This is a genomic window from Sphingobacterium sp. UBA1897 (genome assembly GCF_002337775.1).
Classification (GTDB): domain Bacteria; phylum Bacteroidota; class Bacteroidia; order Sphingobacteriales; family Sphingobacteriaceae; genus Sphingobacterium; species Sphingobacterium siyangense.
Genome location: NZ_DDGR01000019.1, coordinates 265,830 through 286,712 on the forward strand (window position 1 = coordinate 265,830; position 20,883 = coordinate 286,712).

The 20,883-nt window shown below is 39.2% G+C and carries 22 protein-coding genes and 3 tRNA genes; 14 read left to right on the forward strand and 11 right to left on the reverse strand.

Annotated elements, in window-relative coordinates:
- Complete coding sequence (locus B4N43_RS12010) at positions 1-867, reverse strand: helix-turn-helix domain-containing protein (RefSeq protein WP_120332603.1); 867 nt, start codon at positions 865-867, stop codon at positions 1-3.
- A gap of 143 nt (positions 868-1,010) precedes the next feature.
- On the opposite strand from B4N43_RS12010, the gene B4N43_RS12015 reads away from it, so the two are divergent.
- Complete coding sequence (locus tag B4N43_RS12015; protein WP_205400902.1) at positions 1,011-1,868, forward strand: mechanosensitive ion channel family protein; 858 nt, start codon at positions 1,011-1,013, stop codon at positions 1,866-1,868.
- On the opposite strand, the gene B4N43_RS12020 is transcribed toward B4N43_RS12015, so the two are convergent.
- The 6 genes from B4N43_RS12020 to B4N43_RS12045 all read right to left on the reverse strand — a co-directional run bounded on the left by B4N43_RS12020 (position 1,865) and on the right by B4N43_RS12045 (position 7,274).
- The gene (locus B4N43_RS12020; RefSeq protein ID WP_167450500.1) at positions 1,865-2,023 is read right to left on the reverse strand and encodes a hypothetical protein; all 159 of its coding nucleotides are present in this window, start codon (positions 2,021-2,023) and stop codon (positions 1,865-1,867) included. The two genes, B4N43_RS12015 and B4N43_RS12020, sit on opposite strands and share 4 nt — an antisense overlap.
- Positions 2,020-2,994, reverse strand: a complete 975-nt coding sequence (locus B4N43_RS12025; protein ID WP_286734897.1) for a 2-hydroxyacid dehydrogenase — start codon at positions 2,992-2,994, stop codon at positions 2,020-2,022. Before B4N43_RS12025 ends, B4N43_RS12020 begins: the two co-directional genes overlap by 4 nt.
- A gap of 153 nt (positions 2,995-3,147) precedes the next feature.
- Entirely contained in the window at positions 3,148-4,578 is a 1,431-nt protein-coding gene (locus tag B4N43_RS12030; RefSeq protein WP_286734900.1) for a serine hydrolase domain-containing protein, read from the reverse strand.
- A 31-nt stretch (positions 4,579-4,609) separates the two neighbouring features.
- Positions 4,610-5,350, reverse strand: a complete 741-nt coding sequence (locus tag B4N43_RS12035) for a LytR/AlgR family response regulator transcription factor (RefSeq protein ID WP_115050661.1) — start codon at positions 5,348-5,350, stop codon at positions 4,610-4,612.
- Positions 5,343-6,389: a sensor histidine kinase gene (locus tag B4N43_RS12040; RefSeq protein ID WP_120332608.1), complete on the reverse strand. Its 1,047-nt coding sequence runs from the start codon at positions 6,387-6,389 to the stop codon at positions 5,343-5,345. The genes B4N43_RS12035 and B4N43_RS12040 overlap by 8 nt, the downstream gene beginning before the upstream one ends.
- A gap of 3 nt (positions 6,390-6,392) precedes the next feature.
- Positions 6,393-7,274 (reverse strand): LiaF transmembrane domain-containing protein, encoded by an 882-nt coding sequence (locus tag B4N43_RS12045; RefSeq protein ID WP_120332609.1) that lies wholly within the window; start codon positions 7,272-7,274, stop codon positions 6,393-6,395.
- A 266-nt stretch (positions 7,275-7,540) separates the two neighbouring features.
- Between B4N43_RS12045 and B4N43_RS12050 the strand changes: the two genes are divergently transcribed.
- A complete protein-coding gene (locus B4N43_RS12050; RefSeq protein WP_075993406.1) occupies positions 7,541-7,876 on the forward strand; it encodes a DUF3276 family protein in 336 nt (111 codons plus the stop codon).
- A gap of 104 nt (positions 7,877-7,980) precedes the next feature.
- On the opposite strand, the gene B4N43_RS12055 is transcribed toward B4N43_RS12050, so the two are convergent.
- A complete protein-coding gene (locus B4N43_RS12055) occupies positions 7,981-8,814 on the reverse strand; it encodes an alpha/beta fold hydrolase (protein WP_088163631.1) in 834 nt (277 codons plus the stop codon).
- Positions 8,815-9,001: 187 nt separating this feature from the next.
- Here B4N43_RS12055 and B4N43_RS12060 point away from each other — a divergent pair.
- From B4N43_RS12060 to eno, 9 genes are all read left to right on the forward strand, one after another.
- A tRNA-Arg gene (locus tag B4N43_RS12060) sits at positions 9,002-9,075 on the forward strand.
- A gap of 29 nt (positions 9,076-9,104) precedes the next feature.
- A tRNA-Arg gene (locus tag B4N43_RS12065) sits at positions 9,105-9,178 on the forward strand.
- Between the two features lie 172 nt (positions 9,179-9,350).
- Positions 9,351-9,424: transfer RNA gene (locus B4N43_RS12070), tRNA-Arg, on the forward strand.
- A gap of 74 nt (positions 9,425-9,498) precedes the next feature.
- Positions 9,499-10,068 carry an adenylate kinase gene (locus B4N43_RS12075; protein ID WP_046675448.1) on the forward strand — a complete coding sequence of 190 codons (570 nt, stop codon included), beginning with the start codon at positions 9,499-9,501 and terminating at the stop codon, positions 10,066-10,068.
- A gap of 36 nt (positions 10,069-10,104) precedes the next feature.
- Positions 10,105-11,103, forward strand: coding sequence for a GTPase ObgE (gene obgE / locus B4N43_RS12080; RefSeq protein WP_046675449.1), 999 nt, complete (start codon positions 10,105-10,107; stop codon positions 11,101-11,103).
- Between the two features lie 177 nt (positions 11,104-11,280).
- Positions 11,281-11,637: an NINE protein gene (locus B4N43_RS12085; protein ID WP_075993404.1), complete on the forward strand. Its 357-nt coding sequence runs from the start codon at positions 11,281-11,283 to the stop codon at positions 11,635-11,637.
- Entirely contained in the window at positions 11,637-11,948 is a 312-nt protein-coding gene (locus B4N43_RS12090) for a DUF2752 domain-containing protein (protein WP_286734907.1), read from the forward strand. Before B4N43_RS12085 ends, B4N43_RS12090 begins: the two co-directional genes overlap by 1 nt.
- A gap of 226 nt (positions 11,949-12,174) precedes the next feature.
- The gene (gene carA / locus B4N43_RS12095; RefSeq protein WP_075993402.1) at positions 12,175-13,275 is read left to right on the forward strand and encodes a glutamine-hydrolyzing carbamoyl-phosphate synthase small subunit; all 1,101 of its coding nucleotides are present in this window, start codon (positions 12,175-12,177) and stop codon (positions 13,273-13,275) included.
- Between the two features lie 211 nt (positions 13,276-13,486).
- A complete protein-coding gene (eno, locus tag B4N43_RS12100) occupies positions 13,487-14,782 on the forward strand; it encodes a phosphopyruvate hydratase (protein WP_046675452.1) in 1,296 nt (431 codons plus the stop codon).
- Between the two features lie 113 nt (positions 14,783-14,895).
- Here the strand turns inward: eno and B4N43_RS12105 are convergent, their stop codons facing one another.
- The 3 genes from B4N43_RS12105 to B4N43_RS12115 are packed head-to-tail and all read right to left on the reverse strand — an operon-like array spanning position 14,896 to position 17,623.
- Positions 14,896-15,783, reverse strand: a complete 888-nt coding sequence (locus tag B4N43_RS12105) for a DUF72 domain-containing protein (RefSeq protein WP_075993401.1) — start codon at positions 15,781-15,783, stop codon at positions 14,896-14,898.
- A gap of 1 nt (position 15,784) precedes the next feature.
- On the reverse strand, positions 15,785-16,975 hold the full coding sequence (locus B4N43_RS12110) for an MFS transporter (protein ID WP_286734911.1): 1,191 nt from the start codon (positions 16,973-16,975) through the stop codon (positions 15,785-15,787).
- A gap of 6 nt (positions 16,976-16,981) precedes the next feature.
- Positions 16,982-17,623, reverse strand: coding sequence for a YceH family protein (locus B4N43_RS12115; RefSeq protein WP_075993400.1), 642 nt, complete (start codon positions 17,621-17,623; stop codon positions 16,982-16,984).
- A 158-nt stretch (positions 17,624-17,781) separates the two neighbouring features.
- Between B4N43_RS12115 and B4N43_RS12120 the strand changes: the two genes are divergently transcribed.
- The 3 genes from B4N43_RS12120 to B4N43_RS12130 are packed head-to-tail and all read left to right on the forward strand — an operon-like array spanning position 17,782 to position 20,857.
- A complete protein-coding gene (locus tag B4N43_RS12120; RefSeq protein ID WP_075993399.1) occupies positions 17,782-18,687 on the forward strand; it encodes a histone deacetylase family protein in 906 nt (301 codons plus the stop codon).
- A 10-nt stretch (positions 18,688-18,697) separates the two neighbouring features.
- Positions 18,698-19,756, forward strand: a complete 1,059-nt coding sequence (locus B4N43_RS12125) for a nucleoid-associated protein (protein ID WP_075993398.1) — start codon at positions 18,698-18,700, stop codon at positions 19,754-19,756.
- 21 nt (positions 19,757-19,777) lie between these two features.
- Entirely contained in the window at positions 19,778-20,857 is a 1,080-nt protein-coding gene (locus B4N43_RS12130) for a DUF3810 domain-containing protein (RefSeq protein WP_075993397.1), read from the forward strand.
- Positions 20,858-20,883 lie beyond the last annotated feature (26 nt).

Genomic DNA, 20,883 nt, shown 5'->3' on the forward strand with positions numbered 1-20,883 from the left:
TTATAGTTGTTTTCTGAACTCTTCTGGTGTGAGCCCAGCGGATTTTTTGAAAAATTTAGTAAAGTATGAGTTGTCATTGAATTGCAGCTCATCTGCAATCTCATTGATATTTAAGTTTCGATTGACCAATAGTCGCTTCGCTTCGAGTACAATCCGGTTTCGTATAATTTCACCTGCTGATTGTCCGATGTAGGATTTGCAGATCGCATTCAGATGATTGGGTGTAATAAATAATTGATCTGCGTACACACTGGGCAATTTGGTAGACTTGAATTGCTGTTCAACCAATTGCTGAAAACTATTGAATATTTTGTGATTATATGGCGTACTGTGCTCTTGATGATCCTTTTCTGTAGAAATTGAGATAAACAATATAAATTGGAGCAGAAGTGTACGGATATAGTCTTCCGGCTGTCCCGCCGCTTTTGCGGTAGAAATTTGTTCAAGAATGTGAATAGACTGCTTGCGAAATTGTTCAGCAATAACAAAAATCAACTGCTCAATTTTACCCTGTAAGAAGCTGAAGCGTTCCAGGTAATCGGTTCGTAAGAGAAAAGACTGAAAGTAATCAATGGAAAAATTGACAACATAGCCCTCTTCATCACCCGTAAAATTCCAGGTATGAACTTGACCCGGTACCATAAAATAGATTTGATAAGGTTCAATGTTGTAATGATTGAAATCGATAATGTGTTCTCCTGATCCCTTAGTGAATAGTACAAAATGAAAAAAATTATGTTTGTGAGGAAACACCATATCCTGATGCTTGATGATATATTCTTTTAGATCATCAATATGAATCGTTGTTTTGTTATTGAGATCAATGCTACAACTATCAATAATAGGAATGGTGTTTTTTCTATTCATATAGCAAAATTACGCCAAATATTCTTTTAATAGTGGTGTTTATTTGGTCTTTTGTGGTGTTTTTCAATGATTTTTACATTTTGATGCTTTGGCTGATATGTTGGAACAATCCTTGTGTCTAAAATTTTAAAATATATTAATAAATGGAAAGTAATTTGAATAGCCTAGAAACGAGATTTGGGCGTTTGACAGACATTGTCATTGAGTCTATTCCGGGGATTATTGGGGGGATTATCCTATTGATTCTTGGGAAATATGTGATCAATTTTGTGGATCGCTTATTACATAAACGTTTCGAAAAGAAGAATGTAGATCCTTCCATTCGGGCTTTTATCTCTAGCATCGTCAAGATTGTCATGTGGGTGATGCTGCTTCTTACAGTCGCCAGCCAGATTGGGATTCAGACAACCTCGTTTATCGCAGCATTGTCTGCTTTTGGATTGGCTGTTGGTATGGCGCTGCAGGGAAGTTTGAGTAATTTTGCTGGTGGAGTGCTGATTTTGATGTTTAGACCATTTGAAGTAGGGGATTCCATATCGAGTGCAAATGGTACTGCAGGTACGGTAGAAAGGATTGATATCTTGTATTCCACTTTAATAGGTGATGACGGTGTACGCATTTTTAGCCCGAATGGTCCTTTGGCCAATTCGGTTATCAAAAATTATACGAAAATTGTGCAACGGATGTTTGAATATACCATCAGTATCTCTTATGATAAAAATGTGAAAGAAGCGAAAGATATCATATTAAGGGTTCTCCGTTCGAATGAGAATGTGTTGACAAGTCCGGAGCCAACTGTTTTCATCAAAGAATTGGGGGACAGTGCCATGGTTTTGACCGTTCGTGCCTGGACGAAGAGAGAGCACTATGTCGCTGCGCGAAACTCGATGCAGGAAAAGATTATGTTGGAGCTGGAAAGGAACGATATTAGTTTATCTTCCAATCCGACGCAGATTAGCATTGTTTCAAATTCAAGTGACCAAGGAACTGCAAAAGCTTAGTCCTGGTCCGTTTCCAATGCATGTATAAGGACAAAGTACCTGTAGGCAATGATAGCCTGCTGGTACTTTTTTAATTTTAACGGATCCATCTTACCGTATTTTGGTAAGATGGCTTTATTTAAGCTATTTAAAAGCTGAAAAAATCTTCGTTTCATTGATATACATCTTTATTGATAATTTGTGGCATTTTTTCGCCTTTGATTGCTGCCAGTAAGTTGCTGGCGGCCATAAGTGCCATATTATCCCTTGTTTCTACGGTGGCAGAGCCGATGTGTGGCAGGATACAAACATTTTCCATCGTTAAGAGTGGGTTTTTTGGATCCATCGGCTCCGGGTCTGTTACATCAAGCCCGGCGCCCCATAATTGGCCAGTCTGCAAGGCTTCTATTAGATCCAATTCATTGACCAATCCGCCCCTAGCAGTATTAACCAATATAGCGGAGTTTTTCATGCGCGTAAATGTATTTTTGTCAAACCTGTTTTTAGTCTCCGCAGTCAAAGCTGCATGGATTGAAAGTACATCGCTTCGCGTGAGCAGATCGTCGAAATTAACATATCGTGCGCCAAGAATTTGTTCTGCTTCCTCATTACGGCTACGATTGTAATAGATAATTTCCATGTTATACGCTGCTTTGGCTTTTCTGGCGAATTCAAAACCAATTCGTCCCAATCCATAGATGCCCAGTGTTTTGTTATTGAGCTCGATGCCTAGGTTTGCAGTGGGATCAAAACCTTTCCATTCGCCCTGCAAAATTCTTTTGTGGTTGAAAAATGCTTTTCGCGATACCGATAGCATCAAGAGGAAAGCAACGTCTGCTGTTGCTCCCGAAAGGATGCCCGGTGTATTGCTTACGGGTATTCCATGCTGTGTAGCGGCTGAGATATCCACATTGTCATAGCCAACGCTCATGAGAGATAGGGCTTTTAGGTTGGGGCAGTTTTGGAAAAAATTAGCATCAAACTTTTGCATCCCACCGTTAAGGACGTAATCGGCCTGTTGGCTGGCTTTGATAAGCTCTAGTTCGGATAGGGGGGTACTTGAATCGTGGATAGAAATGTCGTGTCCAGCAGATTTTAAGAGATCTATGCCTTTTTGTGGAATTTTTTTAGTGATAAATATCTTCATGTAAATAGATGCTGTTTAGCTTGTTGTTGGTTGATTCCTCCGAATCCATTTGTTTTATCCTATCTTCAAAATTAATGATCACTCATCGCTATTACAACAAAAAAAGCCATATTGTTGTTTCAATATGGCTCATTATTCCTTGTTTTTTGAACTTTACTTTTTACGGAGTAGGTAATCCAAGATAGCTTTACCCTTGTCATCGGCAGAGATGGCTGAATTGGACAAGATGACTACGCCACTTTTTTTGTCGGGCGATAAGGCTAGATAGGAGCTGCTTCCTGCTGTTCCGCCATTGTGCCAATAAACCGTTAGGTCGTCAATCAAATTCATATGCCATGCGAGTCCAAGATCTGTGTCTGGGGGGAGAAAAAATGTAAATAACCGGGTATTTGCCATCGCATTTTCCAAGGGAGTCTGCGGCATTTTGAATTGCGCATTCGCAAATTTAAGCAGATCCTCGAGTGTCGATTTTAATCCGCCAGCTGGACCGAAAGCGTCAAATGACCAAGGAATCACTTCCTGGCCTTCTTTATTATATACTTTAAAAGTATCTTTTCTCTTAGGGTCTAATACTTGAAAGGTATTACTCATTTCAAGTGGTTTACAGATGATGTCTTTTACAAGCTGATCATAACTTTTTTTATAGATACTGCATATAATGTCTCCTAATACAGCGTAACCAAGATTGCTGTACTCGTATTCTTCACCTGGATTTTTTTTGTTTTTAAAGCTTGCGAGGTAATTATAAAGTGCTTTTTTGTCGTATGTTTTGTAGGGGTCGTTTTCGTTAAATCCTTTGACTTTGTCAAGATTGTCAGGAAGTCTAGGTAAGCCAGAAGTATGATTGGCCAGCATTTGAAACGTTATTTTTGAAAGTTCTCCATTTTTCTTGAGTGTATCAGGGAGAAATAGCGCGATAGGCTGATCTAACGTTATCGTTCCTTCTTCGACAAGATTTGACAAAAGTATAGCAGTAAAAACTTTGCTCAGTGAACCGATCTCATAAACAGACGTTTTTGTAGGCGGAGTTTGGTTGCCTTTGGCCGTCTCACCATAGAAATAGGTTTTGGTTTGTCCATTTTTTAGAATGCCAATGGCAAGTGATTGCGTATTTTGTTGTTTTAAATAAGCATTTGCAACCGAATCGACAAAAAGATCGTCGTTATCGACTGATTTCTGTGTGGCAGGTACCACAATAGTTTTTTCCACTTGAGGCTTTATTGCCAAAGGAGTGAACTTTAATGTGCTGAATTTTAAGCTTGTGTCCGTCGCAAAAAGAACCTCATACGATCTGCTGTCGAAGTCCATCTGATAAGTTGCAAGCCCTTTTTCAAATTCTTTTATCGTTGAGCTTTTTACTCTTCCTAAGGGATAGAGCTCCTGTAGTACTTGGGTGAATTTGGCTAGGCTAAATTGTTGTTTGAAAGAATCACTGGCCAAATTATAGGCGGAGTCTGTCATCTGGGAATTGATAAAAAATTCCAGCCTATTGTAAACTCCTCTGTTGATCTGTTCCTCAGGATTCGTTTGGGCAAAGGAGTAAGATGTGATGCCCAGCAATACTATTGTAATAAAATGTTTCATAACTATTGATGGGCACAAATCTACGGAATGTTTAAATTCCAATCAATTGTTTTAATCGTGCATAGCCTGATTTACTGATATTGAGCTTTTCTCCCGATGTCAGTGCAGCAATATAAGAATCCTTTTCATAAGGTTCCAATTTGGCCAACTGATCTACCTTAATGATAAAAGACCGGTGTATGCGGACAAATTGATTCGGATCCAAAGACTTTTCAAAAAATGCCATTGTTTTATTTTTTAGGTACATGCCATCTTTGGTATGAATTTTAACATAGTCATCGTAAGACTCCAGATATTTGACGGTATCAATCGGAATAATCTTAATCTGCGTACCTGTTTTTACAACGATACGGTCGATTTTTGTTTCGTCTTGTGCTGTTAGTACTTCGTAGTTGGGTTGGACTTTTTTCTCTGGTGCGGAGTAGCTTGCCCTGAATTTTTCCAAAGCTTTTTTGAAACGTGTTGGTGATACTGGTTTTAATAGGTAATCCAAGGCGTTCTTTTCGAAAGCTTTCAAGGCGTATTCGTCAAAAGCGGTCGTAAAGATGACTGCAGGAGGATCGTCAACGAGTTCAAGCATTTCAAATCCGGTCAATTTGGGCATTTGTACGTCCAGAAAAATTAAATCCGGTTCGTGCGCATGGATAGCCTTAACAGCTTCAAAGCCATCACCGCATTCTGCCATGATGGATATATCGGCTTCATTTTTTAGGTAACCCGCAATAATGGAGCGTGCAAGGGGTTCATCATCGATAATAACGACTTTAATCATATTGAGGTATTTTTAGGGTGCTGATAAATATGTTGTCCTGAATTTGAGTTTCCAGTAGATCATTTCTTCCATACAGGAGATATAATCTGCGCTGAATGCTCGAAAGCCCAAATCCAGTGCCTTTTTTCGGTTTTGACTGTTCTTCGGTGTCGAAGGGGTTGGTAATCTGAATCAGCAGCTGACCATCATTCGAATGGCATTTTATTTTAATTTCTACTTGATCCGTTACATTATATAAGCCGTGTTTAATTGCATTTTCTACCAGTGGCTGAATAATCATGGCTGGTAATCTATTGTTGAAAATTTCTTCTGAGGAAGAGATGGATGTATTTAGTCGATGACCGAAACGAACTTTTTCAATATCGAGATAAAGTTGAAGGTGATCGAGTTCTTCTTCAAGTGTGATAATTTGATTGTTTTCTTTTCTTAATGTTCCTCTTAAAAAGTCCGATAGCTGAAATGTCATGTTTCGGGCTTCATCCGGATTGGCACCAATAAGTGCTATAATGGAGTTGAGGCTATTGAATAGGAAATGCGGCTGTAACTGTTGTCTTAGATTATACAGTTCGGCTTCCCGAAGTAAATTTTCGGATTCCTGTTTCCGCTTGATATTGTTGATGTTGTCTTCCTGAATATTCCAAACGATGTTGATAATGGCAACAGAAGTCAAAATGAGGAAGTTAACGATACCTCGATAGGGTAATGTTAAATCCAGCAAAGGGGTAAAGGTCGATTGGATAAAGTAACTCATCAAGAATCGGCTTAATGCGATGCTTATTGCACCCATGATTAAACCGATGATGAGTACCTTCCAAATCTCCCGGGGTTGTGGGGTGTAGAAATTAAGTGCTGATGACATGCCATAACAGCAAAACATCATCACAATGCTGTTTATAAATGAATCTTTGAATGCGAGTTGTTGGTCAAAACCAGAACGAAGCATCAATAGGTATTGTAATGCAAGATATCCGATAAATACGGATATACAGATAATGCCAATTAATCGACTTTTAACACTGAGGAACAGCTTACTTTTCATCTATTAAGCATTTTTTATGGTTAAATTACCTAAAATACAGGTGCCTGTTATATAGATTTTTTTATCTGTATCGGGGTTATAAATCGTTTGGAACCGGCGGTCATCGACAGAGCCCAAGATTGAGGCGACGTTGCTAAATACCGTCCAATGCGGAGGTATAATAATACGTGCGCTGCCGAACAATTGGAATGTATCGATCACAATAGGCTGCTGAATATCAGCTTTTGTTAGATCCAGCTCTACACTTCCAAATACATTGGTCATATTGCCCCCTCTAAAATGTTTAGAATAGATTACTTTCTTTTGGCCTGCAAAGATGGTATTCAGATTGAGGTTGTCCTCAAATGACTGGTGAAAGGAATCTTTATCTTTGTCGCCAAAAGCCTGCTGATTAGGCAAGGCTTGTTGGCTTGAACCGTATTGTTCGTTAAATGGTCTGGATTCCTGGTCAGTAACACCGCTGTCAGTAACGCCTTCCGTAGGTACGTTGACTCGCTTATCCCAGTCGTAAGAGCCTTGCGGCGGATTAGGGTAAGTTGGGGGAACCATCGGAGGTTTCCTTTTGCTCATGATAAAGTAAATCCCGAGAGAAATGATGATGATCGGGACGGTTACAGAGCCAAAGTCTGTGCGCATCATTCTTGAAATAAGGCTTGCTCCGCCTATGATCAATAGGATAATGGCCGATTTTTTCTGAAATTGGGAATTTATACCAATGACCAATCCAATGATGATTAATATCGTTTGCCAGCCAAATAACCAATCCGGAAACCAGCTTCCTAAATTTAGGTTATTCAATAATAAGAATATACCTACGATGATCACAATCGCTCCTACAATATTGCGGCTATTATTGCTGTTTGGTATGATGGGTTCTTTTTCCATAATGTTTTTACTATTTATGACTCAAAGATAGAGGCACAAATATATTCTACATATTTGCTTTAGGTAATACAACTTATATTTTCGGTAAATGTAATGATTTCGTCGGTAAAAAATCTTGTTGTTTATTTTTTATCTCGGCTATAAATAGAAGTGAACTGCCATTTTTACGCGTAATTGTCTTTTTTTTTAATATTATTTGGTGTATTAAAATGAATTATTATATATTTATCAAAGATTAAGATTACTTTAAACTTAAATAACAACCAATGGGAGATTTTGAAAACAAAGAACGTGAAGAAGTTTTTTCAAAAAAGGTGAGAGCAGGTAAGCGTACTTATTTTTTTGATGTAAAAGCAACTCGATCGAACGATTACTACATTACTATCACAGAAAGCAAGAAGCGCTTTGAGGATGGCCAGTTTATTAAGCATAAGATTTTCTTATATAAAGAAGATTTTGAGAAATTCGCTGATGGTTTGACTGATGTGGTTAATTACATCAAGTCCAATCAGGAAGTAATCGAGAAACGTTATGAGCCTAACTTTGACGATGCATACGCTGAGGAAGCGGATGTTCGGTCAAAAGATGATTTTTCGTTCTAGTATCCGTAGAACGAGATCTTAATGAAAAAAAGAAATAAAAGCCACTGATGTGGCTTTTTTTATTGTTTTATATCCGATGCTGCACTTGACGACCAAGGTGATGGTTATAACGGTATATTTCGCAGGAAATCATTTAGCACGGCATTGAATTTTTCGGGTTCCTCGAGATTCGGCAGGTGCCCGGATTCTTCAAACTCCATATAGCGGACGTCGGGTATATTTTCGATCAGGATATTTGTTTGCTCTTCGCTCATCAACTTGTCGTGTTTACCTTTTATGATCAGTGTTGGAATAATAATTGTCTTCAACGAATGGGTTGTATCTGTTCGCGAAGCAAGAGCGAGTTGTGTCGCGCAAATGCTGGCGACTTCATTTCTGCGAATACAGCTTTTGATGAGTTCAACAGCTTCGGGGTTTTCACGGATTGTTTTATCGTGAAACACATTTGCGATAAAGCCAATGGCAAATGGTCTTCTGCCATATTTTAATAAAGCCTGAATGGAATCAAAACGCTTTTGTTTGCCTTTGTTGTCGTCGGAAAGGGAATTCGTGTCGCAGAGGATAAGTCCTTTGAGCTGTTGTCCGATCAATTCATAGGTCCTGAGGGCGATGTAGCCACCCATAGAGATTCCACAAAGGATGACATGATTGAGGTCGAGTTTACGAATAAACTCCACAAGATCTTTGGCAAAAACATCGACGGAGAAAAAACCATGTCCATTGGTACTTAGGCCATGTCCTCGAACATCAATGGCGATGCCTGTATAATCTTCGTCGAGTTGCAGGAGTTGTTGTTTCCAGGTGTTTTTGTTGAAGGGAAAACCATGGATGAAAATGACTGTTTTCGGAGAGGGGTATAATTTGCTTGGGCGAATATAGTAGGAGATGCTGATATCTCCGATGCGAATTTTACTGAGTTTTAATTCTCTTTTGCTCATGAATGCTAACATTTGTCCGTGTCTGAAAAAAAAAGTTGATATTTTAAATATAATATTATCAACGAGATAAAAGAAATGTTGTTGTATAAAGTTTAAAAAAGAGAAAAAATGTTTGTTAAATCGATAAATATAACGATATTTGCATCACCAAAACGGAAAAGGATAACGGATTTGTTTTGGTTGCCTAGCGCTCCTAGCTCAATTGGATAGAGCATCTGACTACGAATCAGAAGGTTAGGGGTTCGACTCCCTTGGTGCGCACAAATACAGTTTTTGTATTGTTAAAAGAGGCATTCCTAGCTCAATTGGATAGAGCGTCTGACTACGGATCAGAAGGTTAGGGGTTCGACTCCCTTGGAGTGCACAGATAAAAGCCAGTCAATTTGATTGGCTTTTTGTTTTTAGAAGCATTATTGCAGGGCAGTCGATGGAAGGAGGGAACTTCTTTTTGAAAAAAAATTTGTAAAAAAACGAATTCTGACTATATTTGCGTCACCAAAACACATGGGACAGAGTTCTAAACGTAATGGTTTATTGCGCTCCTAGCTCAATTGGATAGAGCATCTGACTACGGATCAGAAGGTTAGGGGTTCGACTCCCTTGGAGCGCACAACTGAAAAGCCTAGTCATCATCTGTGATTAGGCTTTTATTTTTTAACTCGTTTTAATTTCTTAAATAAAACTATGCTAAACCTTGTAATATTTGGCCCTCCGGGTGCAGGTAAGGGAACCCAATCTGCAAAGCTTATTGAAAAATATCAATTGGTTCATGTTTCAACTGGTGATATTTTTAGAGCACATATTAAAGGTCAAACGCCACTTGGTCAACAAGTGAGCCAGATTATTGCTGAGGGAAATTTAGTGCCAGATTCGATTACGATAGCAATGCTGGAAGAGGAAGTAAAGAAAAATCCGGATGCAAAAGGATTTATTTTTGATGGATTTCCTCGTACTGTTGCGCAAGCTGAGGCGTTGGATGCTTTTTTAGAAGGTATCAATACGTCAATCTCAGTAGTAATCGCACTGGATGTGAATGAGGATGAATTGAAAGCACGCATCGCTAAACGTAAGGAAATTTCTGGTCGTGCGGATGATGATGCTGATAAATTGGTGAAGCGTATTGATGAATATTTCACAAAGACGATTCATGTGTTGCCGTATTATGAGGCACAAGGTAAACTTTCTAAAGTGAATGGTATCGGTGATATTGATTCTATCTTTAAAAGTTTAACAGATATCATCGATAATTATTAATTAAGATAAGTACTTTTTAGACTGTAATAAATTGTAATGGCGCAAGGTTCGAATTTTGTTGATTATGTGAAAGTGTGTTGTCGTTCTGGACATGGTGGGGCAGGTTCGGCTCATTTGCACCGTGACAAGCACACAGCTACCGGTGGACCCGATGGTGGTGACGGCGGTCGTGGGGGGCATATTATACTGAAAGGAACGACTAATCTCTGGACGTTACTCCATTTAAAATATCGTAAGCATATTATTGCGTCAAACGGTGAGTCTGGCGGCAGTTCTTTGCGTACTGGGGCAACTGGACGTGATGAGATCTTGGAAGTGCCATTGGGGACGATTGCGAAGGATGCAGAGACGGGAGAGGTGTTGTTCGATATCACAGAAGACGGTGAAACCAGAATATTGGTTCCGGGAGGAAAAGGCGGGCTGGGCAACTGGCATTTTAAGTCGCCAACGCAGCAGACACCGCGGTTTTCGCAACCTGGTCTTCCAGGTAAAGAGCAGTGGATGATTCTCGAATTGAAGGTTCTTGCTGATGTTGGACTGGTTGGATTCCCGAATGCTGGTAAATCAACGTTGTTGTCAGTCGTCTCGGCTGCGAAACCAGAAATCGCAAATTATCCCTTTACAACACTGGTACCTAATTTGGGTATGGTGAGCTACCGGGATAACCGTTCCTTTGTTATGGCCGATATTCCGGGTATTATCGAAGGCGCTTCAGAAGGAAAGGGATTAGGGTATCGTTTCTTGCGGCATATTGAACGAAATTCAGTTTTGCTGTTTATGGTGCCTGCCGATACCGATCGGACGATCCGTGAGGAGTACGCGATTCTATTGAATGAACTGACTGCGTATAATCCAGAATTGGCAGATAAACCCAAATTGCTGGCTATTACCAAGTCTGATATGCTCGATGAGGAACTGGAGAAGGAAATGGAGCAGGAGCTACCGGAAGATGTACCCTATATTTTCATTTCTTCGGTGACAGGTAAAAATATATTGCCATTGAAAGATATGATCTGGAAAGCAATCAACTCCTAAAGGTTGAATATAGAAACAGCAAAGGCGCTCCACACCGTGAAGCGCCTTTGCTGTTTCTATTAAATGCTATATGTTGCTAAAAAAAGAACATTTTATAAGTTTTTTTGTTAATTTCATACTATTATTTTATCCCGGATGGAAGGCTGGTTTTTAGCCCCATTACCAAATTAAATCTAAATGAAAACAGCAGACGAAAAGTATTGCGTAGAATGCGGCAAGTTGATCAATATCAAGGCCGAGGTTTGCCCCTATTGTGGCGTAAGACAGCCTATATTTTATGCCAACCAACCCTTTCAGCAACAAAATAACACGTTTCAGGATGACAGATGGTTGCCGGCATTGTTATTTTGCTTTTTTCTAGGCCCTTTTGGAGCACATCGGTTCTATTTGGGGCAAATTGGTACTGCCGTTATTCAGCTGCTTACCTTGGGCGGTTGTGGTATCTGGTATTTGATTGATTTGATTATGATTCTTGTCGGAAAATATAAGGATGCAGATGGTAACTACATTAAGAGTCCTATAAACAATAATTAATGGTTTATATCCTACTGAAATACCTTAAATATCATTGGATCTATTCGTTGGTATTGGGGTATTTCGGGATTGCTATAGGCTTATATCTTTTCTCAGATATCCATATTCTTGTTCCTTGCCTCTGGAAGGCTGCAAGTGGTTATGATTGTCCGGGATGTGGTCTTACTACCGCTTTGATTGCTTTGTTGCGCTTGGAGTTTCGAGAAGCCTGGCTAGAGAATCCATTGATTTATATGCTTGTTCCACTATTGACAGGTCTGATTTTGAGAGACTTTGCAACGTTTTGGAGGAAGGAATTAGTTGAAGAATAAAAAAACAAAAAATGTTTTCACTTTTAAGTGATATGTCGTAACTTTGTCTCCCGTGAAAATTAAAGTAGAGTCTTTATTGGTAGGTGCCTTAGGAAACGGTTTGTCAATCGTGATGATGCATTGTTAATTGATATTTAGCCCATTTGAGGGCTTTTTTTATATCCAATCAAGAACGCTTTAAAATTCATAAAAGTAAGGATACACATTTTATAATATTACATCGATAATGACCAACTACAGCAAATTGCCTGCAATTTTAGTTTTAGAAGATGGTACAGTTTATCACGGTAAAGCCGCTGGTAAAATTGGTACGACTACTGGGGAAATCTGTTTCAACACAGGAACAACTGGTTATCAAGAGATTTTCACAGATCCATCTTATTTTGGACAAATCATGGTAACCACCAATGCTCATATTGGTAACTATGGTATTGATGAGGATGATACCGAATCAAATCAAATTCAGATTGCGGGACTAGTTTGTAAGAACTACAACATCAACTATAGCCGTAAAATGGCTGATGAATCTATCCAAAGCTACTTTGAAGAGGGTAATTTAGTTGGTATTTCTGATGTGGATACCCGTTCATTGGTGCGACATATCCGTGATAAAGGTGCGATGAATGCGATTATTTCTTCAGAAACATTGGATGTTGAGGAATTAAAGCGTCAATTGGCTGAAGTTCCTTCAATGGATGGACTTGAGCTGTCTTCAAAAGTAACAACAGCTGAGCCTTATTTTTTCGGTAATGAAAATGCTTCGTTACGTGTAGCGGTTTTGGACTTGGGAATCAAGAAAAATATCTTGCGCAATTTTGAGGCTCGTGATGTATATACAAAGGTTTTTCCTGCGAAAACAACATTTGAGGAAATGGAGAAATGGAATCCGGATGGTTATTTCATTTCCAATGGTCCTGGCGATCCAGCACCGATGGATTATGCAATCGATACGGTAAAAGCTATTTTGAATGCAAATAAACCGATGTTTGGTATTTGTTTAGGTCACCAGATCTTAGCATTGGCAAATGGTATCCGCACAAGCAAATTGCATAACGGACACCGTGGTATCAATCACCCGGTGAAGAATATTATCGCTAATCGTTGTGAAATCACTTCGCAGAACCACGGTTTTGGCGTTGTGGCTGAAGATATCCAAAATTCTGAGAACGTCGAAATTACACACGTTAATTTGAACGATCAGTCTATTGAAGGTATTCGTATCAAAGGACAGAAAGCATTTTCGGTGCAATATCACCCAGAATCATCACCGGGTCCACATGACTCGCGCTATTTGTTTGATGATTTTGTAGCGATGATCAAAAACTAAATTGTACAATATTATATAAAAAACCCTTCAGATCTTGAAGGGTTTTTTATTGTATTTATTTGAACAGTTATGCCGATGAGGCATATTTAATTCATAATAAATAGGGGAATAAATACATTTTTTATTATATTTGATTGTGAAAAATGTCTGTAGACAAGAGTGTGTCTTATCTACACTAAGTAATGAAAATAAATTATAGTCTAATAAAGAGATGAGTTTAATTATCGATGTTCATGCGCGTCAAATTTTGGATTCGCGCGGTAACCCTACAATTGAGGTAGATGTTACTACACAAAATGGTTTTGTTGGTCGTGCAGCTGTTCCTTCAGGTGCTTCAACTGGTATTCACGAAGCAGTAGAATTGCGTGATGGTGACAAGTCAAAATATCTAGGAAAAGGTGTTTTGAAAGCTGTAGAGAATGTAAACACTAAAATTGCAAAAGCACTAGAAGGTGTAGATGTTTTCGAGCAAAATGCCATCGATAAAATCATGATTGATTTAGACGGTAGCGAAAATAAAGGAAACCTGGGCGCAAATGCTATTTTAGGAGTTTCTTTAGCTGTAGCGAAAGCTGCTGCACAAGAGTCGCGTCAACCATTATACCGTTATATCGGTGGTGTAAATGCGAACACGTTGCCTATCCCTATGATGAATATCATCAATGGTGGTTCACACTCTGATGCACCTATCGCATTTCAGGAATTTATGATCATGCCTGTGGGTGCGCCTTCATTCTCTGAGGCTTTGCGTTGGGGTACTGAGGTTTTCCATACCTTGAAAAAAATCTTACATGACAGAGGTCTTTCAACTGCAGTAGGTGATGAAGGTGGTTTTGCGCCAACTTTTGAAGGTACTGAGGATGCTATCGAAACAGTTTTGAAAGCGATTGAAATCGCTGGTTACAAACCAGGTCAAGATGTTTGTTTAGCGTTGGATTGTGCTTCTTCTGAGTTCTACAAAGACGGTAAATACGATTATACGAAGTTTGAAGGTGATAAAGGTGCTGTACGTTCTAGTGAAGAACAAGCAAGCTATTTGGCTGAATTAACAGCTAAATACCCTATTATTTCTATCGAAGATGGTATGGCTGAAGATGATTGGGCTGGATGGAAAACATTGACTGATAAAATCGGTGACCATGTTCAATTAGTAGGTGATGATCTTTTTGTTACAAATACAAAACGTCTTCAACAAGGAATTGATACCCATACAGCGAATTCAATTTTAGTGAAAGTAAATCAAATCGGTTCATTGACTGAAACAATCAATGCGGTTACTTTAGCTCAAAATTCTGGTTATACTTCTGTGATGTCACACCGTTCGGGCGAAACTGAAGATGCGACTATCGCTGACTTAGCTGTAGCATTGAACTGTGGACAGATCAAAACTGGTTCTGCTTCACGTTCTGACCGTATGGCTAAATACAATCAATTGTTGCGTATCGAAGAAGAATTGGGTGGTAATGCCCGTTTCATCGGTAAAAACTTTAAATACGCTAAAAAATAAGCTAAAGTTTGATTTTTAATAAAAAAAGCCGAAGTATCTTCTACTTCGGCTTTTTTTTGGGGCAAAATATATTTTTCTATTGGTGCATCATGGACCGGATCTGATAACTTGTCTTAAAATAAGGTATTTCCTGTGTTTTTGTTGGGATAGGTTAGATCCAAGTCGAATGTTGTATTCAGTTTTTTGATAAAATGTGTCGCCAGTAACGGTGATTCCACCTCAATATTCTGGTGGATAAAGAAATACAATTTTTGCAACCCGTTTTCCCGCCATAGTTTCAGAACATCGATCCATTGATCCAGTCGATCATAGTCTGATGCATGATTTGCACCTACATACCGTACGAAAGCAATCGGGGTGGTCAGGCGCATATGAAGCATATCTCTCCGGCCTGCAGTATCGACCAGTACATTGGTCACATTGGTTTCCTCCAACAGTGCATAGAGTTCTTTTGTTACTTCGGGTTTGGAAAACCAATCTTTATTTCGGACTTCCAACGCTAGCGGGACTTCTTTTGGCCAGTCATGAAGAAATAGTTTTAAACGGGCCATGTCCTTTGGATTATAATTGTCATGCATCTGAAGAAAAGCCATTCCCAGTTTTTCATCGAAATGAACAATGGAGTCCGTAAATAATTTTACTTTATCACCCGTATTTAATAGTCTGCTGAAATGGCTGATGGATTGTGGTATTTTTGGGAAGAACTTGAAGTTAGCAGGTGTTTTCTTTTTCCAGGTCTCTACCTGGTCTATGCCAGGTGAATTGTAGAATGTAGCATTGAGTTCAATGCTGTTAAACTGTGTGGAGTAATAGGCAAGTTCGTCTTTTGTACCTCTGGGATAAAAGCCCTTTAAATCTTGTTTATTCCATTTTGCACAGCCTACATATACCTCAAAAGGTTTGTCTATTTTGAAGTGCTGTAATAAGGTTAAGGTTTCTGGTGTAGTAGGAGGAAGGGTAAAATCGATTTCCTCGGGATGTTCTACTTGGCCGAATTTCATATCAGTTTTTTCTTAATTTATAATCAAATAATAGATGAGCCAACAATGCCAACAGCGTATAACATGTGCCTACGAAAATAACACCGGGCCATTGGAAGTGTTGCCATGCTTGTGCAGCAAAAAAAGTGCCTGTTGATCCGCCAATAAAATAGCTGACCATATATACGGTATTTAGTCGGTTGTTGGCACCGAGGTTTAGCGCATAGAAATCGCTTTGATTTAGGATATGCATCGACTGTAGGCCAAGATCGATGAGAATAACACCAAGGATCAGGCCCCAATAGTAATTGCCGAAGAGGGCGAATAATAACCAGCTGATTAACATCAATAGGATCGCGTACAAGATGATTTTTGCTTTGCCTATATAAATGGTTAGTTTATTGACAAAAGCAGCGGCAAGCGCCCCGCAGGCACCGACGAGACCAAAGGCTCCAGCAGTTGCCGGGCCATCAAAGAAAGGTGGGGCTTCAAGATGGAAAACAAGCGTTGTAAAAAATGCAGAAAAAGCCCCAAATCCCATGGCTCCACGGAAAGCAGCCAACTGTAATACAGGTTGTTTCTTGGCAAAGTTCCAGACTGATCGCATCAATTCCTTATAAGAACCTTTAAAATTAGGCAGTACCTCTGGTAGCTTGAATGCGATGGTGATGGCTGTAATGACCATAATTGCTGACGCTATCCAATACATTTCGCGCCAGCCAAAGTAGGAGCCGACAAACCCGCTTACAACCCTAGAGAGTAATATACCGATCAGCAGACCCGACATAACCATACCTATTGCTGATGCCTGCTTTTCTTTGCTCGCAAGTTCGGCTGCCATGGGCACAAAAACCTGTGGAATAACAGACGTGAAACCTATCAGAAAGCTGAATAGCAAGATAGATAGGATAGAAGTGGACATGGCCATGCCTACCAAAGAAAAAATAATGAAAAAGAAATCGATCAAGATCATTTTCTTTCTTTTAAACATATCCCCTAAAGGAACGATCAGTAACAGGCCAAAGGCATATCCGATCTGCGTTAACATGGCCGAATTACTGACCGTAGCCTCGTCAATATGTAGGTCTTTGGCAATCAAGCCCAATAATGGTTGATTGTAATAATTATTGGCGACAACTAAGCCTGTGGCGATGGTCATCAACCACAAGGTTGCTTTGGATATTTCGTTTTTTGAATCTATTGTTTGCGACATGAGCAATTAATGTAATTCATCCCAGAGATCCTGAAATTGCTGTTTCAATGTTGCAACTTCCTGTTCCAATTGTCCAATTCGATCGAGTAAGATCTGGTCGTTCGAGGAGCCGCTCACCGGACCACTATTTTCATAGGACTCCAGATTGATTTCTCCTAATAAATGGATGTAGCGGACTTCTTTATGACCCATTTGTTTAGGTAAGGACTTAAGATAGCCTTCTTGTGCCAATTTTTCCAATTGTTCATTGATTTCGCCCAACGATTCAAATTCATAAAGTCTTCCGGAGTTTGAATTAATTTCGCCGGCGGTCAGCGGTCCTCTGAGTAGCAATAAACAGACAATGGTTAATTCAGAGGGAACCAGTGGAAATTGTATGGCAAAATTGTGTTTGTACTTTGTTACGCGAGATCCACCGCCAACAACTGTCGAGATTAAGCCCTTTTTCTTTAATATATCCAATGTCGCAATAATATCTTCTTCTGTATATTGTACAACCGGTTTGCGGGAAGTCTTTTGGTTACAAGCAGCTTGTAAGCTGTTGATTGTCATTGGATAATATTCTGGGGTTACTTTTGATTTTTCGATTAGTGAGCCTAGTACACGTTGTTCCATGGCAGACAATTGGGGCAAATTAGTTGTTTCCATTTATTTTGAAGAATATAAATTTATGATCGAATACAAGTATGCTGTTATGGCAACATAACATCGGCTTGCTGTTTGTTTCTTCTCAAAGATGCCCTTTTTCTCATATAACTCCAAAAGATCTTTTTCTTATCTTCGCATGAGTAATAGAAGATTTTAAGGTGCTTAAGATAGCTTTTCGTCAAGAATTTGTCCACCCCGTCAAAGAGGGGCATCGATTTCCGATGCTGAAATACGAGTTGATTCCTTTACAGTTAAAACATGAGGGTCTGGCAGATGAGTCAAGTTTTTTCAGTCCTGAGCTCGCGAGCTTTGAGACATGCTGTTTGGTCCATGATCCAATGTATGTAAAGCAGTTGTTTGAGCTTACTTTGGATTCCAGGATGGTCCGTAGAATAGGTTTTCCATTAAGTCAAAGCCTTGTTGATCGGGAGCGATATATCCTTGATGGGACGATCCGGAGTGCTAAATATGCACGTGAGTATGGTGCTGCTTTTACCATTGCAGGGGGGACACATCATGCAGGTTATGATTTTGGTGAAGGTTTCTGTCTGATGAATGATCAAGCGACTGCCGCCGGCTACTTATTGAAGTATAAATATGCTAGCCGTATTCTCATCATTGACCTGGATGTGCACCAAGGAAATGGTACCGCCCATATTTTTGAAGGGCATAACCAGGTGTTTACCTTTTCAATGCATGGTGAGAAAAACTATCCCTTTGTCAAACAGCGTTCCCATTTGGATATTGGCTTAGCAGATCATATTACGGATATGGAATATCTCACTTTATTGGAAGAAAGTTTGGCTGATGTATTTCGGGAATTTGAGCCTGATTTCGTTTTCTACCAGGCTGGGGTCGATATTTTGGAAACGGATAAGCTGGGTAAATTGAACTTAAGCAGCAGTACCTGTCATCGAAGAGATGAATTGGTCTTTCAAATGTGCCATAAACAAAATATCCCTGTTCAAGTAAGTATGGGCGGAGGTTATTCTCCTGAAATTAAAGATATTGTCAATGCACATTGTCAGACTTTTAGAATAGCAATAGATATATATAATTTATAAGATAAGAAATATGTTTTTTCACCAAGATGCAACTTTTGAAGCGTTATCTATTCATCGTGTAGGCAATAAAGCGCAAGATGAATTTTATATTTTGTCGGATGCCCCGGTATCTCTTGAAGGAGATGACGTGTTACCTGGACTCCTGATGCAGTATTTTATGAGCCCTTTTGCAAAGGTGAATGAAGTATATCGTTTATATCATCCCAATGGAGAGTTGGAGCTGAATGAGATTTTCTATTTTGCAAGACAGTATTTTAAGGAGCAGCTTCCATTTCATGATTTTTCCCAACAAATTTCAAAACACCTTTATGAGGTATCCAACCATCCTAAAATTAAAGCTGGAGAGGTGTATGTAGTTGCCTTAAAAAATGTGCAGATCGAAGGGGAAGAACATGATGCGATTGGTATATTCAAATCTGAGAATAAAGAGACTTATCTGAAAGTATATCCGGAGCAAGGTGCTTTTATGTTGGAATATGAGCAGGAGGCGATCAATATCAATAAACTGGACAAGGGCTGTATTATTGTCAATGTGGAAGAAGAAGAGGGGTATAAGGTGCTGGTTCTCGATCAGACAAACCGTCAACAGGAGGCTGTATATTGGAAAGATGAGTTTCTGCAGCTTCGCGTGCGTAACGATAATTTCAATCAAACGGGGAATTACCTGAAAGTGTATAAGAACTTTGTTCAGGAAAAATTAGACGAAACGTTTGAATTGGAGAAAGCGGACAAGATTGATCTGATGAACAAATCCATGAATTACTTTAAGGAAAAGGAAACTTTTGTCCAGGAAGAGTTTGAGGAGGAAGTCTTGGGCAACCCGCAGGCGATTGCTTTATTTCAGGACTTTAAAGCTGGTTTTGAAGATGAATTTGACTCTCCATTTCAGGCAAGTTTTGAAATAGCAGATAAAGCGGTAAAAAAAATGGAATCTTCTTACAAGTCTGTTTTAAAGCTGGATAAGAATTTTCATATCTATGTTCATGGTAAACGTGAATATCTTGAGAAGGGTTACGATGAGGATAAAGGCATGAATTATTACAAGGTCTATTTTGAGAACGAAAGCTAATCGTTTTATATCATTATTTGAATGGAAAAGCGCAATAAAATAGCTGTTTTCACACTGCTGTTACTTCTGATTGGAATTTTTATTTTCTCCCTGATTGAGAAACATAGCCAATGGATTGAGGTGTTTTATGCGCGCGGCTTTTACCGTTTCTATAGCCATGTGCCAAGATTTATTTTTGGTTATGTTCCTTTTAGTTTAGGTGATCTATTTTATGCTATAGTAGTTGGGTTGCTACTTTATTCAATTGCTAAATTGATCGGAAATTTATGGAAAGGAAGATGGAAGAATTCCTTTCGTCCGGTTCTACTTATCATAAATTTGTTATTGGGTCTCTATTTTTTCTTTTACCTATCTTGGGGCCTGAACTATTATCGTGAACCAATCAGTACCAATGCCAATTTGCAAGTTGATAGCTTAAAGTTAGCCGATTATATCGTGGTTTTGAATGCGTTTCTGGATAGTACAAATAACTTGCGGGAGCATGTAGATCCATCCCAATGGGAAGAGCATAAAGAAACTATTCAAACGGATTTGAGTACATGGGTACAACAGGATACGGCTTTTGCTGATTTCTTGTCAAGGGGTCAAATTAGGGCAAAATCACCAATAAATAGCAGAATAGTCTCTTTTTTTGGTGTCTCGGGCTATTTTAATCCATTTACTCATGAAGCACAGGTTAATAAAGCAATGCCAGTCACCTTTTTACCTTTTACTACAGTGCATGAACTTGCGCATCAACAGGGAATTGGTTTTGAAGACGAGGCGAATTTTATAGCTTTTGTTCGCTTACAGCAACATCCACAGTCCTTCTACCGATACTCGGCTTATCTACAGACCACGCTTTATATGTTACGTGAACTGCAAGGTATGTATCCTGATTTAGGAAAGGATTACAAGGGAAGATTAAGCGCGAAAGTATTGAAAGACGTGGAAAAAGAACGGTATTTTTGGAGTCAATACACGGGTTGGGTCGACGATGTGATGGGATTGTTTTATAATCAATACCTGAAACATAACAATCAACAGGAAGGAATAGCACGGTACGATCGGATGACGCGGTTGGTATTGGCCTATGAGCTTAAAAGAAGAGGATGTAGATAATAATGAACCCATAAAAAAGGCGTATT